The sequence below is a fragment of the Rhizobium binae genome, assembly GCF_017357225.1.
GTDB classification, from domain to species: domain Bacteria; phylum Pseudomonadota; class Alphaproteobacteria; order Rhizobiales; family Rhizobiaceae; genus Rhizobium; species Rhizobium binae.
Map to the genome: position 1 here is coordinate 402,107 of NZ_CP071604.1, position 20,026 is coordinate 422,132.

At 61.4% G+C, this 20,026-nt stretch carries 20 protein-coding genes and 1 pseudogene; 10 read left to right on the forward strand and 11 right to left on the reverse strand.

The window, feature by feature from the left end; genetic code table 11:
• Window positions 1-38: 38 nt before the first annotated feature.
• Complete coding sequence (gene ubiB / locus J2J99_RS01965) at window positions 39-1,613, reverse strand: 2-polyprenylphenol 6-hydroxylase (RefSeq protein ID WP_168295332.1); 1,575 nt, start codon at window positions 1,611-1,613, stop codon at window positions 39-41.
• Window positions 1,614-1,661: 48 nt separating this feature from the next.
• Entirely contained in the window at window positions 1,662-2,438 is a 777-nt protein-coding gene (gene ubiE / locus J2J99_RS01970) for a bifunctional demethylmenaquinone methyltransferase/2-methoxy-6-polyprenyl-1,4-benzoquinol methylase UbiE (protein ID WP_168295331.1), read from the reverse strand.
• Window positions 2,439-2,588: 150 nt separating this feature from the next.
• On the opposite strand from ubiE, the gene mutM reads away from it, so the two are divergent.
• The 5 genes from mutM to J2J99_RS01995 all read left to right on the forward strand — a co-directional run bounded on the left by mutM (window position 2,589) and on the right by J2J99_RS01995 (window position 8,394).
• Complete coding sequence (mutM, locus tag J2J99_RS01975) at window positions 2,589-3,479, forward strand: bifunctional DNA-formamidopyrimidine glycosylase/DNA-(apurinic or apyrimidinic site) lyase (protein WP_168295329.1); 891 nt, start codon at window positions 2,589-2,591, stop codon at window positions 3,477-3,479.
• Between the two features lie 20 nt (window positions 3,480-3,499).
• The gene (locus tag J2J99_RS01980; RefSeq protein WP_168295327.1) at window positions 3,500-4,273 is read left to right on the forward strand and encodes an enoyl-CoA hydratase; all 774 of its coding nucleotides are present in this window, start codon (window positions 3,500-3,502) and stop codon (window positions 4,271-4,273) included.
• A 191-nt stretch (window positions 4,274-4,464) separates the two neighbouring features.
• Complete coding sequence (gene rpsT / locus J2J99_RS01985) at window positions 4,465-4,743, forward strand: 30S ribosomal protein S20 (RefSeq protein WP_168295326.1); 279 nt, start codon at window positions 4,465-4,467, stop codon at window positions 4,741-4,743.
• 857 nt (window positions 4,744-5,600) lie between these two features.
• Window positions 5,601-7,148: a chromosomal replication initiator protein DnaA gene (dnaA, locus tag J2J99_RS01990; RefSeq protein ID WP_168295491.1), complete on the forward strand. Its 1,548-nt coding sequence runs from the start codon at window positions 5,601-5,603 to the stop codon at window positions 7,146-7,148.
• Window positions 7,149-7,311: 163 nt separating this feature from the next.
• The gene (locus tag J2J99_RS01995) at window positions 7,312-8,394 is read left to right on the forward strand and encodes a saccharopine dehydrogenase family protein (protein WP_168295324.1); all 1,083 of its coding nucleotides are present in this window, start codon (window positions 7,312-7,314) and stop codon (window positions 8,392-8,394) included.
• A 63-nt stretch (window positions 8,395-8,457) separates the two neighbouring features.
• Here the strand turns inward: J2J99_RS01995 and hemW are convergent, their stop codons facing one another.
• The 4 genes from hemW to rph are packed head-to-tail and all read right to left on the reverse strand — an operon-like array spanning window position 8,458 to window position 11,456.
• Window positions 8,458-9,660 (reverse strand): radical SAM family heme chaperone HemW, encoded by a 1,203-nt coding sequence (gene hemW / locus J2J99_RS02000; protein WP_168295322.1) that lies wholly within the window; start codon window positions 9,658-9,660, stop codon window positions 8,458-8,460.
• 9 nt (window positions 9,661-9,669) lie between these two features.
• Window positions 9,670-10,314 carry an RdgB/HAM1 family non-canonical purine NTP pyrophosphatase gene (rdgB, locus tag J2J99_RS02005; protein ID WP_168295320.1) on the reverse strand — a complete coding sequence of 215 codons (645 nt, stop codon included), beginning with the start codon at window positions 10,312-10,314 and terminating at the stop codon, window positions 9,670-9,672.
• Window positions 10,315-10,740 (reverse strand): VOC family protein, encoded by a 426-nt coding sequence (locus J2J99_RS02010; protein WP_168295319.1) that lies wholly within the window; start codon window positions 10,738-10,740, stop codon window positions 10,315-10,317. It abuts the gene before it with no gap.
• Entirely contained in the window at window positions 10,737-11,456 is a 720-nt protein-coding gene (gene rph / locus J2J99_RS02015) for a ribonuclease PH (protein WP_168295318.1), read from the reverse strand. The genes J2J99_RS02010 and rph overlap by 4 nt, the downstream gene beginning before the upstream one ends.
• A 125-nt stretch (window positions 11,457-11,581) precedes the next feature.
• On the opposite strand from rph, the gene hrcA reads away from it, so the two are divergent.
• Window positions 11,582-12,670 (forward strand): heat-inducible transcriptional repressor HrcA, encoded by a 1,089-nt coding sequence (gene hrcA / locus J2J99_RS02020; RefSeq protein ID WP_168295317.1) that lies wholly within the window; start codon window positions 11,582-11,584, stop codon window positions 12,668-12,670.
• A gap of 111 nt (window positions 12,671-12,781) precedes the next feature.
• Window positions 12,782-13,414: a nucleotide exchange factor GrpE gene (gene grpE, locus J2J99_RS02025; RefSeq protein WP_168295316.1), complete on the forward strand. Its 633-nt coding sequence runs from the start codon at window positions 12,782-12,784 to the stop codon at window positions 13,412-13,414.
• 43 nt (window positions 13,415-13,457) lie between these two features.
• On the opposite strand, the gene J2J99_RS02030 is transcribed toward grpE, so the two are convergent.
• Entirely contained in the window at window positions 13,458-14,402 is a 945-nt protein-coding gene (locus J2J99_RS02030) for a nucleoside hydrolase (protein WP_168295315.1), read from the reverse strand.
• Window positions 14,403-14,696: 294 nt separating this feature from the next.
• On the opposite strand from J2J99_RS02030, the gene J2J99_RS02035 reads away from it, so the two are divergent.
• Window positions 14,697-15,122 carry an Hsp20 family protein gene (locus tag J2J99_RS02035; protein ID WP_168295314.1) on the forward strand — a complete coding sequence of 142 codons (426 nt, stop codon included), beginning with the start codon at window positions 14,697-14,699 and terminating at the stop codon, window positions 15,120-15,122.
• Window positions 15,123-15,171: 49 nt separating this feature from the next.
• The gene (locus tag J2J99_RS02040; RefSeq protein WP_008524631.1) at window positions 15,172-15,429 is read left to right on the forward strand and encodes a BQ00720 family protein; all 258 of its coding nucleotides are present in this window, start codon (window positions 15,172-15,174) and stop codon (window positions 15,427-15,429) included.
• An 87-nt stretch (window positions 15,430-15,516) separates the two neighbouring features.
• Here the strand turns inward: J2J99_RS02040 and J2J99_RS02045 are convergent, their stop codons facing one another.
• Entirely contained in the window at window positions 15,517-16,071 is a 555-nt protein-coding gene (locus J2J99_RS02045) for a methyltransferase family protein (protein ID WP_064800432.1), read from the reverse strand.
• A 213-nt stretch (window positions 16,072-16,284) separates the two neighbouring features.
• On the opposite strand from J2J99_RS02045, the gene J2J99_RS02050 reads away from it, so the two are divergent.
• Window positions 16,285-17,163, forward strand: a complete 879-nt coding sequence (locus J2J99_RS02050) for an alpha/beta fold hydrolase (RefSeq protein ID WP_168295313.1) — start codon at window positions 16,285-16,287, stop codon at window positions 17,161-17,163.
• 289 nt (window positions 17,164-17,452) lie between these two features.
• Here the strand turns inward: J2J99_RS02050 and J2J99_RS02055 are convergent.
• The 3 genes and pseudogenes from J2J99_RS02055 to metK all read right to left on the reverse strand — a co-directional run bounded on the left by J2J99_RS02055 (window position 17,453) and on the right by metK (window position 19,858).
• A pseudogene (locus tag J2J99_RS02055) lies at window positions 17,453-17,716 on the reverse strand (DUF2277 domain-containing protein).
• Window positions 17,717-17,906: 190 nt separating this feature from the next.
• Complete coding sequence (trmB, locus tag J2J99_RS02060) at window positions 17,907-18,608, reverse strand: tRNA (guanine(46)-N(7))-methyltransferase TrmB (RefSeq protein ID WP_168295311.1); 702 nt, start codon at window positions 18,606-18,608, stop codon at window positions 17,907-17,909.
• Window positions 18,605-19,858, reverse strand: coding sequence for a methionine adenosyltransferase (gene metK / locus J2J99_RS02065; protein WP_168295310.1), 1,254 nt, complete (start codon window positions 19,856-19,858; stop codon window positions 18,605-18,607). Before metK ends, trmB begins: the two co-directional genes overlap by 4 nt.
• Window positions 19,859-20,026 lie beyond the last annotated feature (168 nt).

Here is a 20,026-nt window from a genome sequence, read left to right on the forward strand (position 1 = left end):
ATCCTAAATGCCGAACACAGCATGTTATCGGGAGGCGGTCAGCTCAGCATCCAGGCAATATAGAGAAGCGTCAATGCGATGACCCACAGCGCGATCCTGGCCGAGCGGTTGTGCCGTGCTTCCGCCTTGCCGATCGCCTCGGCTGTCTCCTCGTCGAAACGCAGGCCATGCTCGCTCATATGCAGGAGCTGATGGTGGAATTTTTCTGTCTTTGCCGCAATTTCCGGCACGGCTTCGGCAAGCTTGACCGCCGCCTTCAGCCCGTCCTTGAGATCGGTAGCGATCCGCTTCGGCCCGAGATTGTTGCGAATCCAGTCGCCGACCACGGGCTCGGATGCCTTCCACATGTTGAAGCGCGGGTTGAGCATGCGCGACACGCCTTCGACCACGACCATGGTCTTCTGCAGCATCACCAGTTCCGGCCGCGTCGCCATGTCGAAGAGCTCGGTCACTTCGAACAGCAGTGTCAGCAGCTTGCCCATCGAGATCGTCTCGGCCGGCTGTCCATGGATCGGCTCGCCGATGGCGCGGATTGCCTGGGCGAAGCTCTCGACATTGTGGTGGCCGGGCACATAGCCCGCCTCGAAATGCACCTCGGCGACGCGAATGTAATCGCGGGTGATGAAGCCGTAGAGGATTTCGGCGAGGAACCGCCGCTCCTTCTTGCCGAGCCGCCCGACGATGCCCATGTCGACGGCGACGATCATGCCGTCCGCATCGACGAAGAGGTTGCCCGGATGCATGTCGGCATGGAAGAAGCCGTCGCGCAGCGTGTGGCGCAGGAACGACTGGATCAGCGTATCGGCAAGCAGGTTGAGATCGTGGCCGGCCGCCCGCAGACCCTCGACATCGGACATCCTCGTGCCGTCGATCCACTCCATGGTGATGACGTCGCGCCCGGTGCGCTCCCAGTCGACCTTCGGGACGCGGAAACCGGGATCTCTCTCGGTATTTTCGGCGATCTCCGAAAGTGCTGCCGCCTCCAGACGGAGATCCATCTCCACCTTCGTCGTCTGTTCAAGCGTCTTCGTCACCTCGACCGGCCGCAACCGCCGGCTCGACGGCATGAAACGCTCCTGCATATGAGCGACGAGGTACATGGCCTCGATGTCGTGCGCAAAACGCTGGCGCACCCCGGGTCGCACGATCTTGACGGCGACCTTCTTTCGGCCTTGCGATGTCTCGACTTCGGCCGGATGCACCTGTGCGATCGAGGCGGCGGCGATCGGCTCGCCGAAGCTCGCATAAAGTTCGCCGATCGGCCGCCCGAGCGAGCCTTCGATATTTGCCTTGGCGGCAGCCGAGGAAAAGAAGGCCATGCGGTCCTGCAGCTGCGACAGGTCGTTGGCGAATTCGACCCCGACCACATCCGGCCGCGTCGCCAGGAACTGCCCGATCTTCACATAGGAGGGGCCCAGCCGCTCGACTGCCTGCGCCAATCGGTCGCTGCGCTTCTGATGCTTTGCCTTGCTTCGTTCGAAAATCGCGACGAGGGATTTGGCGAGCGCGACCGAAGGCGGCAAGCCTTCGGAAGGAAGCGCCGACACGACGCCCTCACGCACAAGCACCCAGCCGACGCGCCAAAGGCGGAAATAGGCTCCGAAAGTGCTCATGCCGGAATGCCCCGGTGACGGAGGTTCGTCTCTTTTTTCTTCATTCCCTCAGAGCTTCCAGCCGGAATGCAGTGCGGCGATGCCGCCGGTATAATTGGTGTAGCTGACGCGCGAAAAGCCGGCTTGGCGGATCATCGCCGCGAAATTCTCCTGGTTCGGGAATTTGCGGATCGATTCCACCAGATACTGGTAGGGCTCGGCATCGCCGGTGATCGCCTTGCCGAATTGCGGAATGGCGTTGAACGACCAGGCGTCGTAGATTGTGTCGAGCAGCGGCATGTCGACTTCGGAAAACTCCAGGACCAGCAGCCGGCCGCCGCGCTTCAGCACACGATAGGCCTCAGCCAGCGCGACATCGATCCGCGGCACGTTGCGGATGCCGAAGGCGATCGTATAGGCGTCGAAGCTGGCAGCCTCGAAGGGCAGTTCCTCGGCATTCGCCTCGACGAAGGTCAGATTGCCGGAAAGCTTCTTCTTTTCCGCCCGCTCGGCGCCGACGCCGAGCATCGAGCCGTTGATGTCGAGCACGGTGGCATGCGCCTGTCGGCCCGAAGCCTCGACGATGCGAAAGGCGATGTCGCCGGTGCCGCCGGCAACGTCGAGCACCTTGTAGCCCGGCTCCTTGCGCGGATTGAGCGCGGCGATCATCGCATCCTTCCAGACGCGGTGCATGCCCATCGACATGACGTCGTTCATGATGTCATAGCGTTTGGCGACCTTGTGGAACACCTGGTTGACCAGGCCCTGCTTCTCGCCGCCGGGCACCTCGCGAAAGCCGTAGGAGGTCTCCATGCCGCCATCGGCGGAAGTGCGGCTTTCTGACATCAGGCTGCTCCGTTCCTTCAAGATTCAGGCACGGCGGCCATAGCGAAAGACCGCGCGCGACGTTATCACTGGGCCGCGCTCTCCGCGGCCCACTGGCGCTATAGCGCACATCGTCCTCGGTTGAAACATGTTCGATATAGATGGGTTAAGATGCCGGAATTGCCAGAAGTCGAAACGGTCAGACGCGGGCTGGCGCCGGCGATGGAGGGGGCTCGTGTCGCAAGGCTGGAGCTGCGCCGCAGGGATTTGCGGTTCCCCTTTCCCGATGCCTTGGCGGACAGGGTGTCCGGCCGCACCATCGTCGGGCTTGGCCGCCGCGCCAAATATCTGCTGGTCGACCTCGACGACGGCAACACGTTGATTTCCCATCTCGGCATGTCCGGTTCGTTTCGCATCGAAGAAGGCGCCGGCTCGGCCACGCCGGGAGAATTCCACCATGCCCGCTCGAAGGACGAGAAGCACGATCACGTCGTCTTTCATCTGGAAGGTTCAGGTGGCCCGCGCCGCGTTATCTATAACGATCCGCGCCGTTTCGGTTTCATGGATATGGTGGGGCGTGCCGATCTCGCCGCCCATCCCTTCTTCCGCGATCTCGGCCCGGAGCCGACGGGAAACGAACTTGGCGCCGCCTATCTTGCCGAACGCTTTCGCGACAAGGCGCAGCCGCTGAAGAGCGCGCTTCTCGACCAGAAGAACATCGCCGGTCTCGGCAATATATATGTCTGCGAGGCGCTGTGGCGTTCGCATCTTTCGCCGATCCGCGCCGCCGGCACCCTGGTGACGCCGGGCGGCAAACCGAAGGAAAGACTCGGCCTGCTCGTCGCCTCGATCCGCGACGTCATCGCCGTTGCGATCGCCGCCGGCGGATCGTCGCTGCGCGACCACATCCAAACCGACGGATCGCTCGGCTATTTCCAGCATTCCTTCTCCGTCTATGATCGCGAAGGTCAGGCTTGCGGCACGCCCGGCTGCGGCGGTACGGTCGCCCGTATTGTGCAGGCGGGTCGCTCCACCTTCTATTGCGCCGCCTGTCAGAAATAAGAGAGAACCGGGAGACCAGCATGGCTTACGAAACCCTGATCGTCGAAACCCGAGGCAATGTCGGCCTCGTCACGCTGAACCGCCCGCAGGCGCTGAATGCATTGAATTCCACCGTCCTCAAGGAATTGAAGGCGGCCTACGCCGCCTTCCATGCCGACGAGGCGATCAGCGCGATCGTCATCACCGGCTCCGAACGCGCCTTTGCCGCCGGCGCCGATATCAAGGAGATGCAGTCGCTCCAGTTCGCCGACATCTATAAGAGTGATTTCATCAGCGGCTGGGACGACATCGCCAAGGCGCGCAAGCCGGTCATCGCCGCCGTCAGCGGCTTTGCCCTCGGCGGCGGCTGCGAACTGGCCATGATGTGCGATTTCATCATCGCCTCGGAGACAGCGAAATTCGGCCAGCCGGAAATCACCCTCGGCGTCATCCCCGGCATGGGCGGCTCGCAGCGGCTGACGCGCGCCGTCGGCAAGGCGAAGGCGATGGATCTTGTCCTGACTGGCCGGATGATGGATGCGGCGGAAGCCGAACGATCCGGACTCGTTTCGCGTGTGGTGGCGCCCGAGCGTCTTCTCGACGAGGCGCTTGCCGCAGCGGAAAAGATTGCCTCGCTATCGCAGCCCTCGGTGATGATGGCCAAGGAGGCGGTCAACCGTGCCTTCGAGACGACGCTGGATGAGGGGCTCCGCTTCGAGCGCCGCCTGTTTCACAGTCTCTTTGCCACCGATGATCAGAAAGAAGGCATGGCGGCCTTTGTCGAGAAGCGCAAACCTGCCTTTAAGCACCGTTGAATGCTTTTCGGCGCTTGCCGTGGGAAAGCTTGAAAATCCGCGTTGACGTGGGCCGGCTTTAGGGTTATATGCCCGCCCACGGTTCGGAAAGCCGCTCTGGTTTTCCGCGATTGCTCCCGCATTGCTGGATTTGGTGGCCGCAGGGCCCGCGGTGATGGCGGAGTTTGTTCGAATTCTTGAGAGAGGCATCCATGGCCAATACAACTTCGGCGAAAAAAGCGACCCGCAAGATCGCCCGCCGTACCGACGTCAATAAGGCTCGTCGCTCGCGCGTTCGCACTTTCGTTCGCCAGGTCGAAGAGGCTATCGCATCCGGTGACGCCGACAAGGCGAGGGCCGCTTTCCTGGCCGTTCAGCCGGAGCTTGCTCGCGCCGCCAGCAAGGGAGTGCTGCACTCGAACACGGCATCGCGCAAGGTCTCGCGCCTGGCCGCTCGTGTGAAGGCTCTTTCGGTCTCCGCGACCGCGTAATCTTCCATTAACGATCTCCTCGTTATGATTAGCCCGGTAATTTTACCGGGCTTTTTCGATTCCGCCGATCGGCGTCTTCATGGTTAATCACACGACTGTTTCGTGTCAGGGCCATGACAGGAAAAGTCTTTAAAAAACAATGGCTTGCGCAAGGATGCTTTCGCGCTGCGCGACTCTGGCCTGCGCTCCGGCGACCCTGGGCGAGTCAAGAAGATTTTTATTTTTTTTCTTTCTTTGCGTGTCAAAATAGCCCGAACGGGGAATCTCCTTGATTCAAAAGCGATTCTTTTTTGACGCTAGTGTGACGCCCGAAAAGGGCGGGCGGAGTCAATGGCCGCATCTTAATTTTGCGTAAAATTCATCGTTGATCTTGCCATTTGATCCTGCCTAAATGGCTTCCAACAAAGGGCGCGGACATCACCTGCAGAGGCTCGGTCTTAACTGCCACGTCGGCAGGGCGATGAGTTTGTGTCATTTGTGACGGGGCTTTGCGCTTCCGTTTTTTCAAGCACTTGACGGATTTGAGCCGTAACGTGGCTGTTACGGGGCAGGGATGTTTTGTGCCTATGGCAACCACACGTTTAACGTGAGGCTGCGGGATAGGGGATAGTAATATTGCGTTCGGGCTGGTCGGCCGAAAACGAGGATCGATCGCCAGCCTGGCACGGAACGCCGATGAAGGTTGCCGCATGACCGCGGTACCTGCACCGGAGTTCTGCGCCGGTCCCTTCGGGGGCAGTGTTTGAGTGAACCGGCAGGCGAGCGGCTTCATGAGGATGCCGCCAGCCCGTCAAAGACGGGGAATGCTCGGGCGGCTGTTTAGCGGAGGCCGCCCGGTGGAATTGAAAGGCGGCACTATGCAGATCAATACGATGACGGCAGGCGGGCACGACAATGGAGATGCGGCACCGCAGGCGTTCGGCTCCATTCGCCTGGAAATGGGGGAAGTAAAGGCGGAAATGAAGCAGAGCATCTTGTTTGAGCGCGTCAGCGCGCGCTTGAAGGCCCAGGTCGGTCCCGACGTCTATGCCAGCTGGTTTGCCAGGTTGAAGCTGCATTCGGTATCGAAGAGCGTCGTTCGCCTTTCGGTTCCCACGACATTTCTGAAGTCGTGGATCAACAATCGTTATCTCGATCTCATCACCGGTCTGTTCCAGGCCGAAGATCCGGAAATTCTCAAGATCGAAATTCTGGTGCGCACGGCAACGCGCAGCGGCATGAAGACTGTCGACGAGGTGGTCCAGCCCGAGCCCGCTCCAACTCAGATGCGCCGCCCGGCAAGCGCCCAACCGGCCAGCCAGGCCGTCCAGCAGACGGTTTCGGCTGTTGCCGCCACAAGGCCGGCAAGCCTGGGGTCGCCGCTCTTCGGCTCGCCGCTCGATAGCCGTTTCACCTTCGACACCTTCGTGGAAGGCAGCTCGAACCGCGTCGCGCTTGCGGCTGCCAAGACGATCGCCGAGGCGGGTTCCGGCGCCGTGCGCTTCAATCCGCTCTTCGTCCATTCGACCGTCGGGCTCGGCAAGACCCACCTGCTGCAGGCGATCGCCAATGCGGCGGTGCAGAACCCGCGAGCTCTGCGCGTCGTCTATCTCACTGCGGAATATTTCATGTGGCGCTTCGCCACGGCGATCCGCGACAACGACGCGCTGACGCTGAAGGATTCGCTGCGCAACATCGACCTGCTGATCATCGACGACATGCAGTTCCTGCAGGGCAAGATGATCCAGCACGAATTCTGTCATCTCCTCAACATGCTGCTCGACAGCGCCAAGCAGGTCGTCGTCGCCGCCGACCGCGCGCCCTGGGAGCTGGAATCGCTCGATCCCCGCGTCCGCTCGCGCCTGCAGGGCGGTGTGGCGATCGAACTCGACGCACCGGATTACGAAATGCGTCTCGAAATCCTCAAGCGGCGCCTTGCGGCCGCCCGTCAGGAGGATCCGTCGCTGGAAATTCCGGCCGATCTGCTCCAGCACGTCGCCCGCAACATCACGGCCAGCGGCCGCGAACTTGAAGGCGCCTTCAACCAGCTGATCTTCCGCCGCTCCTTCGAGCCGAACCTGTCGATCGAGCGTGTCGACGAACTGCTCGCCCATCTCGTCGGTTCCGGCGAGCCGCGCCGCGTGCGCATCGAGGATATCCAGCGCATCGTCGCCCGGCATTACAATGTCTCGCGCCAGGAACTGGTCTCCAATCGCCGCACCCGCGTCATCGTCAAGCCGCGCCAGATCGCCATGTATCTGTCGAAGACCCTGACGCCGCGCTCCTTCCCCGAGATCGGCCGCCGCTTCGGCGGGCGTGATCACACGACCGTGCTGCATGCCGTGCGTAAGATCGAGGAGCTGATTTCGGGAGACACCAAGCTTTCGCACGAAATCGAGCTGCTGAAGCGGCTGATCAACGAATAATTGGTGGATTTCCGAGGACATTCGACGGCCGGGAGCGATTCCGGCCGTTTTCATTTATAAGCTTTTTATTCTATACCTCCGCCCATCCCGTGCATGTCCGATTTGAAGCGGCGCGCATCGGAAAAAAACGAAAGCGCCGAACCCGGCGCGTGGGAGGATATGCATGAGTTTCAAGAAGATTGCCGTTCTCGGCCTGGGCAAGGTCGGACGGCTGGCGGCGACGCTGTTGCATGAAGGCGGCTTCGAGGTCATCGGCGTCGATGCGCAATTGCCGCTGGGCGATCTGCCCTTCCGGTGCCGCACCGGCGATATTTCCGACGCTCAGGTGATTGGCGAACTGCTCTCCACTGTCGAGGCGGTGCTCTCCTGCCTTCCCTACCATCTGAACATCGAACTGGCCCGTGCCGCCCATCTTGCCGGCATCCATTATTTCGATCTGACCGAAGACGTTCCCACCACCAATTTCATCATCGAACTGTCGAAGACGGCCCGCGGCCTGATGGCGCCGCAATGCGGCCTGGCGCCGGGCTTCGTCGGCATCGTCGGCGCAAGCCTTGCCGACGGCTTCGATCGCTGCCGCTCGATCCGCATGCGCGTCGGCGCCCTGCCGCAGCATCCGACCGGCCTTCTCGGTTATGCCTTCAACTGGTCGCCGGAGGGCGTCGTCAACGAATATCTGAATGATTGCGAGGTCATTGAGGGCGGTGTGCGCAAGCTGGTCTCGCCGATGGAATGGCATGAGACGGTCTATGTCGGTGGCGTCAAGCTCGAAGCCTTCACCACCTCAGGCGGTCTTGGCACCATGTGCGACACCATGCTCGCCAAGATCGACAATCTCGACTACAAGACCATGCGCTACCCCGGCCATATGGAGCTGATGAACTTCTTCTTCCATGAGCTGCTGATGCGCGACAAGCGTAAGCTCGCCGGCGAGATCCTGACCAACGCCAAGCCGCCTGTTGAAGATGATGTCGTCTATGTCCATGTCGCCGCCGAGGGGACGGAGAACGGCAGCCTGCGCCGCAAGGAATTCGTGCGCGCCTATTATCCGATCGAGATTGCCGGCGCCCGCCGCACGGCGATCGCCTGGACGACCTCGGCTTCGGTCGTCGCCGTCATCGAGATGGTCCGCGACGGGCTGCTGCCGGCGACCGGTTTCCTGCACCAGGAGCATATTCCGCTGGAGATGTTCTTGAAGACGCCGACCGGAAGCCTGTTCAAGGCGGACGCCACCAGCCACAAGTGAGCATGCTTTCCAGCGCGGATGGCGACATCGCCGCCGCGCTGGAAACAATTCATTGTCCTGATATCAGCAGGCGAGATCGGCGACGACCGAATCGAGGATCAGCATGCCCGCTGGTGTGCAGCGCAGCCGTGAATTGCCGATCCGCTCGATGAATTTGTGTTCGAGCAGAAACTCCTCGCGCTTCGGGTCGAGCTCGCGGCCGGAAAGCTGCTGCCAGCGGGCGAGATCGACACCTTCGCGCAGCCGCAGCCCCATCAGCAGCAGTTCGTCGGACTGTTCCTCATAGCCGAGCCGTTCCTCGTCGAGAATGCCGTGCCCGTCCCGCTCGACCATCTCGAGCCAGGCTTCCGGCTTGCGCTCGGTCGCCGTCGCAATTTTTTCGCGGCCGCGTGTCAGCCGGCCGTGCGCGCCCGGGCCGATGCCGGCATAATCGCCGTAACGCCAGTAGGTCAGATTGTGCCGGCTTTCCGCACCCGGCCGGGCGTGGTTGGAGACCTCGTAGGCGGGCATGCCCTCACGCGCGGTAATCTCCTGCGTCGCCTCGTAGAGCACAGCCGATCGCTCGCCATCCGGCACGATCAGCTTGCCCGCCTTGTGCAGGCCGTAGAACGGCGTGCCTTCCTCGATGGTCAGCTGATAGAGCGACAGATGGTCGACCGCATAGGAGATCGCCTGCTTCAGCTCGCTTTCCCATTCCTCGACCGTCTGGTCGGGCCGGGCATAGATGAGATCGAAGGACATGCGCGGAAAAATGTCGCGCGCCAGCCGGATCGCCTTCAGCGCATCGGCGACGTCATGCAGCCGGCCGAGAAATTTCAGGTCCCGGTCGTTCAGCGCCTGCACGCCGAGCGACACGCGATTGACGCCGGCTGCCCGGTAACCGCGGAAGCGCTCGGCCTCGACGCTGGAAGGATTGGCCTCCATGGTGATCTCGATACCATCGGGCACGTGCCAGTGCCGGGCAATACCCTGGAGAATGGCGTCGACGGTTTCCGGCTTCATCAGCGAGGGCGTGCCGCCGCCGAGGAAGATGCTCGTCACGGTCTTCGGCCCGCTGATTGCCCGCACCGCCGCCATCTCCTTCAGGAAGGCGGCGGCAAACCGCTCCTGATCCACCGGCTGGTGGCGCACATGGCTGTTGAAGTCGCAATAGGGACACTTCGCCGCGCAGAAGGGCCAATGGGCATAGACGCCGAAGCCGGGCTCGCCGGTATCGGGCAGCAGCGCCGCATCGCGCGGGGAGCCTGGCATGTCGAAATTGTCCACGTGGTGACCTTATGCCTCCAGGCAGGTTTCGACAAAGAGTTTGAAGGCGCGCGCCCGGTGCGACAGCGCCTGCGGCTTGCCGATATTCCAGCCGTGTTTTTCCTCGCCGCTCATCTCGCCGAAGGTAACGCCGTAGCCCTCCGGCTGGAAGACCGGATCGTAGCCGAAGCCCTGGGTGCCGCGCGGCGGCCAGACGACATTGCCTTCCACTTCGCCGCGGAAGAGTTCGGTATGCCCGTCCGGCCAGGCGAGGCAGAGAACGCTGACGAAACGCGCGGTGCGCTGCTCAGGCGTCGTGGCGCCTGCATCCTGCAGCGCCTTTTCCACCTTGGCCATCGCCATGTCGAAATCGCGCGTGCCGTCGGCTCTTTCCGCCCAATTGGCGGTGTAGACGCCGGGATCACCGCCGAGCGCGTCGACCACCAGCCCGGAATCGTCAGACAGCGCCGGCATGCCGGCGGCATTGGCGGAGGCGACCGCCTTGATTGTCGCATTCTCCTCGAAGCTGGTGCCGGTTTCGTCGGGCTCGACGAAATTCAGCTCGGCGGCCGATTTGGCGGTGAAGCCGAGCGGCCCGATCAGTTCCTGGATCTCGCGGATCTTGCCGGCATTGTGGCTGGCGACGACGATGGTCTTCGTTTCAAGCTTGCGCATTCAGATATCCTGTTCGATGCCCCAGATTTTGGCCTCCGCGCATTCCAGGCTATTGCCGGCCGGATCGCGAAAATAGATCGAGCGGCCGCCGTTCGGCCAATGCACCTCGGATTCGATTGTCACACCTGCCGCCTTCAGCCGTTCGGCCATCGCATCGATATTGCGGCCGGAGACACGGAAGCAGGCATGGCCCTCGCCGCTCGTGCCGTGCGGCGGCACCTGCAGTGCATTGGACGCCGGCGGCTTTACTGTTTCCGCTGGGTTGAAGATCAGCAGCACGCCGGGGCCACAGCGGAAGAAGACATGCCGATTGGCCGCACGGCTGATCTTTTCAAGGCCGAGCACGTCTTTGTAGAAGACCTCGGCCTGATCAAGATCGCGCGCATAGAGGGCCGTTTCCAGCATGCCTTCCAGCATGGGGTTCATCCCGCAATCGCCTGTTTCTGCAGGGCGACGAGTTCGCCGATGCCGTTCTTGGCAAGACCCATCAGCGAGGTGAATTCCTCCTCGGTAAACGGCGTGCCTTCGGCCGTGCCCTGGATCTCGACGATGCCGCCGGCGCCGGTCATGACGAAATTGGCATCGGTCTCGGCCGAGGAATCCTCGAGGTAGTCGAGATCGATCACCGCCTGGTTGGCGAAGACGCCGCAAGAGATGGCGGCGACATGATCCTTGAGGACCCGTTCGACTTTGATCATGTTGCGGCTTTCCATCCATTTAAGGCAATCGTAGAGCGCGATCCAGCCGCCGGTGATCGACGCGGTCCGCGTGCCGCCATCGGCCTGGATGACATCGCAGTCGAGCGTGATCTGCCGTTCGCCGAGCGCCTGCAGATCGACGACGGCGCGCAGCGACCGGCCGATCAGCCGCTGGATTTCCTGGGTGCGGCCGCCCTGCTTGCCGGCAGCGGCCTCGCGCTTCATGCGTTCGCCGGTCGCCCGCGGCAGCATACCGTATTCGGCCGTCACCCAGCCCTTGCCGGTATTGCGCAGCCACGGCGGCGTCTTGTCCTCGAGGCTTGCGGTGCAGAGCACGTGCGTATCGCCGAACTTGACCAGGCAGGAGCCTTCCGCATGCTTGGAAAAGTTGCGCTCGAACGAGACCTTGCGCATCTGGTCGGTTTTTCTGCCTGAAGGCCGCATTCTTATCTCCTGGAGTTGCTGACCGCTTCTACGATTGGCGGCGCTCATTTGCAAATTCCCTTTTGCCACGGGGGCGAGTTTGACTATATTTTCGAAAGCATCATCAGTGTGGGTTCGAGAGGTTCATGGGCATCAGGTCGACGTCGGTTTCGGATGCCGTTGCTGTGCTGGACGAGCGCTCCCGGGAAATCTTTCGCCGCATCGTCGAAGGGTATCTGGAAAGCGGCGAACCGCTCGGCTCGCGCAATCTGTCGCGCCTGCTGCCGATGTCGCTGTCGCCGGCCTCGGTGCGCAACGTCATGAGCGATCTCGAAGAGCTTGGCCTGATCTATTCACCGCATGTCAGCGCCGGCCGGCTGCCGACCCAGATCGGCCTGCGCTTCTTCGTCGATGCCTTCATGCAGGTCGGCGATCTATCCGCCGAGGAGAGGGCCAGCATCGATCGCCAGGTGCGGGCCGAAAGCGGCGGCAATCCGGTGGAATCGATGATGAATGAAGCCAGCCGCATGCTGTCAGGCATTTCGCGCGGCGCCGGCCTCGTCATCACCTCGAAGAGCGATCCGGTGCTGAAGCATGTCGAGTTCATCCGGCTGGAGCCGACAAAGGCGCTCGCCGTGCTCGTCGGCGATCACGACCAGGTGGAAAACCGCATCATCGAACTGCCGGCCGGCGTCACCTCCTCGCAGCTGACGGAGGCGGCGAATTTCCTCAATGCGCACATGTCCGGTCAGACCCTGCCGGAACTGCGCAAGCAGTTAAGCCTGCTGAAGGACGATGTCCGCCACGAGCTCGATGCGCTGTCGCGCGATCTCGTCGAGCGGGGCATCGCCGTCTGGGCCGGCAGCCCTGATGAGGGTAAGCCAGCCCAGCTGATCATTCGCGGCCGCGCCAACCTGCTCGAAGGGCTTGGCGGCGCCGAGGATCTCGACCGGCTGCGCATGCTGTTCGACGATCTCGAAAAGAAGGACAGCCTGATCGAGATTCTCAATCTGGCCGAAAGCGGTTCGGGCGTGCGCATCTTCATCGGCTCGGAAAATAAGCTCTTCTCGCTGTCCGGCTCGTCGCTGATCGTCGCGCCCTATCGCGACGAGGATGATCGAATCGTCGGCGCCGTCGGCGTCATTGGTCCGACGCGGCTCAATTATTCCCGCATCGTGCCGATGGTGGATTACACCGCCCAGCTCGTCTCCCGCCTTTCGCGCAATCCGCTTTGACGCCGCAGCGCGCGACTCCGCGGAATTTACGCTTCTTTGTCACGCAGACTTGATTTTTTCCGGTCAAACCTCGATATCGGGCGCATCTGAAGACACCAACCGGAGACCGTCATGACCGATGAAACGACGAAAAACGGACCTGACGCAACTGCGGCCGATGCCGCAGCCGACGCTGCCGCCTACGTCGAGAACCAGACCGTGCAGGAAGAGACCACCCAGCCAGATCCGCTTGAGCTTCTGAAAGCCGAAAACAGCGAGCTGCGCGACCGCTATCTGCGCCTTGCCGCCGAGATGGACAATCTGCGCCGCCGCACCGAGCGCGAGGTCAGGGACGCCAAGTCCTATTCCGTCGCCGGTTTCGCCCGCGACATGCTCGCGGTTTCCGACAATCTGCGCCGGGCGCTGGATGCCATTACTCCGGAGGCAAAGGCCACGGCCGATGCCGGCCTGACCACGCTGATCGAGGGTGTGGAGATGACCGAGCGCGCCATGCTGTCGGCGCTCGAGCGCCATGGGGTGCGCAAGCTGGAGCCGGTCGGCCAGAAGTTCGATCCGAATTTCCATCAGGCAATGTTCGAGGTGCCGAACCCCGAGGTGCCGAACAATACCGTCGTCCAGGTCGTGCAGGCAGGCTTCACCATCGGCGAACGCGTGCTGCGCCCGGCTATGGTCGGTGTCGCCAAGGGCGGCCCGAAGCCGGTCGAAGCCGAAACCAATTCCGTCTTCGACGAGAAGGACGCCTGACATCGGTTTCCTTCTCCTTCGCGAGAGAAGGAAAACCAAAAGATCAGATGCGGGCGAAGCGTTCGATCAGAAGGTCGAAGAAACCGTCCGCATCGACATGGCGCATCACCTTCGCATTCCGCTTGCGATCCGTCACATGCCACCAGTCGACCACGGTCATGCCGACGGTGAGTTCCGATCGGACCTCGATCTCGACATTGCAGTCCCGGCCCTGGAAAAGTTCCGGCTTCAACAGATAGGCGACCACCGTCGGATCGTGCAGCGGCCCGCCGTCGGAGCCGTATTTCTCGATATCGAAGCGCTCGAAGAATTCCAGCATCTCGACCATCGCCTGTGCCGGCGCCGTACCGATATCGGCCATACGCTTCACCCGGTCCTTGCGCGTCAGCAATTGATGCGTCACGTCGAGCGGCATCATCACGATCGGCACACCCGAGCGGAAGACGATGTCGGCGGCTTCCGGATCGACATAGATGTTGAATTCGGCCGCCGGCGTGATGTTGCCGCCCTCGAAGAAACCGCCGCCCATCATCACCAGTTCGCGGATGCGGGGGATGATGTCGGGCGCCTTCTGGAAGGCCATGCCGATATTGGTGAGCGGCCCGAGCGTGCAGAGCGTCACCGTGCCTTCCCCCTCGCGGCGCAGCGTCTCGATGATGAAGTCGACGGAATGGACCGGCTGCAGTGCCATCGTAGGCTCGGCGAGCGCGGGGCCATCGAGGCCGGTCTTGCCGTGCACATGCTCCGCCGTCACCAGTTTGCGCGCGATCGGCCTGTCGGCACCGGCGAAAACCTTGGTCTCCGGCCGGCCGCAGAGCTCGCAGACGATGCGCGCATTGCGGCTGGTCAGCGAAAGCGGCACATTGCCGGCGACCGTGGTGATCCCCAGCACCTCCAGCTCATCAGGGCTGCCGAAGGCCAGCATGATGGCGGCCGCATCATCCTGGCCGGGATCCGTGTCGATGATGATTTTTCTGATGTTTGCCATTCCGATCGTTCCGTTCCTCGCCATACCCGCTGCTTCGGCATGCAGCATTTCTTCATTTCCCGTCACAAATCAGCACAGTTCGCGCGGGCATGTTTTGATGCGAGGCAGCCATTGCATTGTCAAGCAAGGAGGAGGGCGTCGACCGTCTTAAGTCGAGCGGATCTGAAAATCGCGAGGCGGCGCCGAGCGCTCGCGCGCGCCTTGCAGCGCCGGGCTTCTCTCCCCATATTAGCGCCATCCGGATGCTGCACTTGAGGTCCGGGATGGTCGCTTGCATCAAGGACTTGAAAAGAGATGAGCCGAGTTACCCCTTTCGCCAGCCCGCTGCTTCTGGGCTTCGACGCCATGGAAAAGACGCTGGAGCGCATTTCCAAGGCGAGCGACGGATATCCGCCCTACAATATCGAACGCATTGCCGCCGACAGCGGCGCGCCGGAACGTTTGCGCATCACCCTTGCGGTGGCCGGCTTCGGTGAGGAGGAACTCGACGTCTCCACCGAGGAGAACCAGCTTGTCATCCGCGGCCGCCAGATGGAGCAGGGCGAGCGGGATTATCTCTATCGCGGCATCGCCGCCCGCCAGTTCCAGCGCACCTTCGTTCTTGCCGACGGCATGCAGGTGCTCGGCGCCGGCCTGAAGAACGGCTTGCTCTCGGTCGATCTAATTCGGCCGGAACCCGCGCGCATGGTCAAGAAAATTAACATTTCGGTTTCACAGTAGCACAACGGTTTTTCTCGAACCGTTGGTCCCTTCTTCCGGAGGAACAGGAATGTTGATGAAAGAAGCCACGTCTCACTTGACCAAATCCGAGCTTGCCCACATCGGCAACGGCGAGGTCGCCTATATCAGGAAAATGCGCACCGAAGAGGTCGCCAAGTGTTTCCCCGAGGCGCCGGATATCGATCCGAACGTCGATCTCTGGGCGCTCTTCGGCGCCGACGGCACGCCGATTCTGCTGACGGACAACCGTTCCAGCACCTTCTTCAAGGCGGCCGAGGACGAATTGAAGACGGTCAGCCTGCACTGACCGTCAAGACCGTCTGCTACGTTTCACTGCTTGCGGTGCACGGTCGATCTATTCGATTTCGCTGCGGTCGGGACGGATGTCGCGACATTATCGCCAATCGAACCACGGCGTCAGCAAGCCCGTCTTGCGCCGATAGGCTTCATATTCGGATGCCAGCGGTGATAGGGCGAATTTCCTCTCCTCGTTGCGGGCTGCAATCACGTAGACAACCGTAAAAAATAAGACCGGCAGGATCGACCATATCGACCAAGATGCCAGCGCCCACCCCGACCAGAAGAGCAGGTAGGACGTGTAAAAAGGGTGCCGCAGGTAGCGATAGGGACCGTCGGTGACAAGACTATCTGGGTGATCGAGGGTGAATACAAAGCGCAACCTGGCCTCTCGCGACGCCGACACCGCCCACCAGAACAAGCCCGCCGACCCGATTTCAAATCCCAGTCCGACTACCTGTACCCATAGCATCTGCGTCCCGGACCAAACCAGGTACAGGAAAAACGCCGTCGTCGCGATGACGACGACGGTGATCAGCTTTGCTCCGGCTTCCATCTTCGGCGAGTTGAAGTGGCCTCGCAACGACCACGCGTAGAACCCGACGACACTCAGGCTGGTGATCGAAATAACAAAGTCCAGAAGAAATTGCATCGTGATGCCCACCTTGAAAGGTTGGTTGCAATTGCTGCTGCGACAGACCTAACCCGTATACAACGCCAAGGCAAATGATTGTGTATTGATGCGTAACCGCACCGAAACGTGTCGTGATTGCACGACCTGGTTCAGATCTGGTTTACGATGATCATGCACCTGCCATAGATATTTTCGTGCAAGACTTTGGCTGCGCGTTAGGGGTCGCAGTTTATGGACATATCTCACTGTACAATCGACACCAGCCACGGCGCTGTGCGCATCAGTGACACTATTGATGGCGCTGCACCACTAGTTATGATACACGGTTCGGGCAGCTCACGGACGGTCTTTTCACAGCAACTACACAGCCATTTGTCCCGGAATTGGCGTCTGATTGCGCTCGATCTTCCGGGACATGGCGAATCGAGCGACGCTCGAGATCCGCAGTCAACTTACACCGTCACCGGTCTTGCCGACTGCATAGGAGAGGTGGCAGCCCGCCTGGGGCTTCATCGCTTTCCCGTGCTGGGATGGTCGCTTGGCGGTCACGTCGCGATTGAGATGGCGGGCAGCAGCAACGGCATTTCGGGCCTGATGTTGTGCGGCACGCCACCGATCCACAGCGGTCTCCTCGGAATGCTGCGGGGATTCCATCCATCATTTGATATTCTTCTGGCATCAAAAGAGAACTTTACATTGCGTGATGTGGAGCGGTTTCAGTCTCTTTGCTTTGGAGACACGAGCAACCCCTCCTTTCGCGATGCCATAACGCGCGCCGACGGGAGACTAAGGAGCGTTTTTTCTCGCGCAATGTTGCGGGGGCAGGGGGTGGATCAGCGTCGCACCGTCGAACAGGCTGATATACCCATTGCTTTTGTGAATGGATTTTATGACCCCTTTGTCAAACTCAGCTATTTTTCGCGCCTGAACATCCAGTTGCTCTTCGAAGGCAAAGCGCATGTAATAGAAGGGGCTGGACACGCGCCCTTCTGGGAAAAGCCGGAGAGCTTCAACTCGATTCTCGACCGGTTCCTGAACACAGTCGCCGCTCATGAAGCCAATACCGATCTGAAAAATCAACACTGTCGCCGCAGTGGAAGCCAGATATAGGATCATCAACGATGAAACTAAGGCTTTGGCCATCACCTATTGGCGGCGACTCTCTCCGCCGGATTGTCGTATCGGAAACGTGACCCCCTCGCGCTTGATGGGCTTCTGATGCATAGCAGCCTGGTTCAGATCGCGGATTTGGCAAATGGTGTCGATGGGCGGGCCGCCCATGTCCGCTTGTGCATAGCGGCCGTCCACCTGAAATGAGCTGATAGTCCGCTTCGGACCGAAAGCCGTCAGGTGGCCACTTGAGGCTTGATTGAGATCTCCCGTGCGTAACGGGGCTCTCTTACGCGAACCGGACCGCTGATCGCGCGCGCCTTTGCCGCAACCTCTTCGCGATCACGAGGAGGTTGAGACTTTTCCAGCGAATCGAGCAACTCGCGGGCACAAGCCGCGATCGAACTGACCGCGTGCTCGAATGCGAGCTCATTGCGCTTCGACGGTTTGGTCGTTCCGCTCACCTCGCGCACGAACTGGAGCGCGGCATCGTGGACCTCGCCGTCCGTCGCTGGCGGATCGAATTTGAACAGGGGTTTATATTTCGGCACATGACATGCTCCCGGTCATTTTCTCCCTTCCATTTGAGCGGAGGGTGGCCAGCACGGAAATAGTCGCGTCAGCGGCAATTGCAACCGTTCCACGGCGGAACTCTACGCGCCACAAGTGAGAGCGTAGCGCGTTCAGTTCGGTTTGTTGTCGTCGTCGGTTTTAGAGCCGGATGCCGGAAATTGCCGACAGCCTCAGATCTTCCTGAAGGTCAGATAGGCCGAAGAGCGGCCCTCGCGGCGTGCCTTGGCCTCGTAGCGGGTGCTCGGCCAGCCCTCATAGGGGGTCAGCCAATCCGCCGCATTGTCGGCCAGCCAGTCGAAGCCGCCATGGTCGCGGCATTTGATCAGCGCCCAGTTCACATAGGTGTCGATGTCGGAGGCGAAGCAGAACAGGCCGCCGGGCTTCAGCACCCGGTGAAAGCGGTCGAGATTGGTCTTCGAGACGAAGCGGCGTTTCCAGTGTTTCCGCTTCGGCCAAGGATCGGGATAGAGCAGGTCGATCTGATCGAGCGACGCGTCCGGCAGCCAGTCGAGCAGCTGCGTCGCATCGTCGTTGTAGACGCGGATATTGCGCGCGCCCGTCTCGCCGATGCGGGACAACAGCTTCTGCATGGAATTGACGAAGGGCTCGACACCGATGAAGCCGGTGGACGGGGTCTCCAGCGCCCGATGGATCAGATGTTCGCCGCCGCCGAAACCGATTTCCAGCCGCAATGCCGTTACCGGGATCGGGAAGAGGGATGTCAGCGGCTCCGGGGGAGCCGCCGAGAGATCGATGAGGAATGCCGGGAGCAGGCTGTTCAGCGTTTCCGCCTGCTGTTCGCGCAGGGCCTTTCCCTTGCGGCGACCGAAAAAGGCTTCGGTCGCCCGTCCCCGGCGCTCCATATCCGTCATGCAGCAGCCTTGGTCTTGACGGCTTCCTTGAGCGCCTTGACGAGGTCGGTGCGCTCCCAGGAGAACGAGCCGTCGCGGCCAGCCTTGCGGCCGAAGTGACCATAGGCCGAGGTCTTGGCGTAGATCGGCTTGTTGAGGTCGAGGTGACGGCGGATGCCCGACGGCGACAGATCCATATTCTCGCGAATCGCCGCTTCGACCTGGTCTTCGGAAACGCCCTTGCCGGTGCCGTGCAGGTCGACATAGATCGACAGTGGCTGGGCGACGCCGATCGCGTAGGAGAGCTGGATCGTGCAGCGGTCGGCAAGGCCGGCGGCCACGACGTTCTTGGCGAGGTAACGGGCGGCATAGGCGGCCGAACGGTCGACCTTGGTCGTGTCCTTGCCGGAGAATGCGCCGCCGCCATGCGGGGCGGCACCGCCATAGGTGTCGACGATGATCTTGCGGCCGGTGAGACCCGCATCCCCGTCCGGTCCGCCGATGACGAACTTGCCGGTCGGGTTGATGTACCACTTGCAATCATCGGCGATCTTCAGCTCGCCGAGCGCCTCGCGGATATAGGGTTCGACGACGGCGCGGACCTTCTTGGAATCCCAGCTCTCGTCGAGATGCTGGGTCGAAAGCACGATCGAGGTCACTTCCGATGGCTTGCCGTCGACGTAACGCACGGTCACCTGGCTCTTGGCGTCGGGGCCGAGCTTGGCGACTTCGCCGTCGCCCTTCTTGCGAGCGGCGGCCAGCAGCTGCAGAATCCTGTGGGAATAATAGATCGGCGCCGGCATCAGGTCCGGCGTCTCACGGCAGGCATAACCGAACATGATGCCCTGGTCGCCGGCGCCCTCGTCGCCCTGCTGGTCGGCAGCGCTGTCGACGCCCTGGGCGATGTCGGCCGACTGCGAGTGCAGCAGCACGTCGATCTTTGCCTTCTTCCAGTGGAAGCCGTCCTGCTCGTAGCCGATATCCTTGATCGCGCGGCGGGCGGCGGCCTTGAACTTCGACGGATTGATGACGTCGTTGCCGTCCTTGTCCTTCTTCATCAGGCTCGGCGGCAGGCGGACCTCGCCGGCGATGACGACGCGGTTGGTCGTTGCCAGCGTTTCGCAGGCAATGCGCACGCCCCACGGATTGACGCCGGTCTTGGCCGCTTCGCGGTAGACCAGATCGACGATCTCGTCGGAGATGCGGTCACACACTTTGTCCGGGTGACCTTCGGCAACAGATTCGCTGGTAAAGAGATAATTCGCGCGCATTCCGGGATTCCCCTCAAAGAATAATAGCCTGCTAGTAGGTACTCAGTTCGGGCGCCGATGACAAGCGCAGAAGGACATAAATATATCTTTATATCTGCCGCAAAGTGACAAATTTTGCCCCAAAAACGCAAAAAAGCGGCCTTTCGGCCGCCTTTCCATTCCGTGACG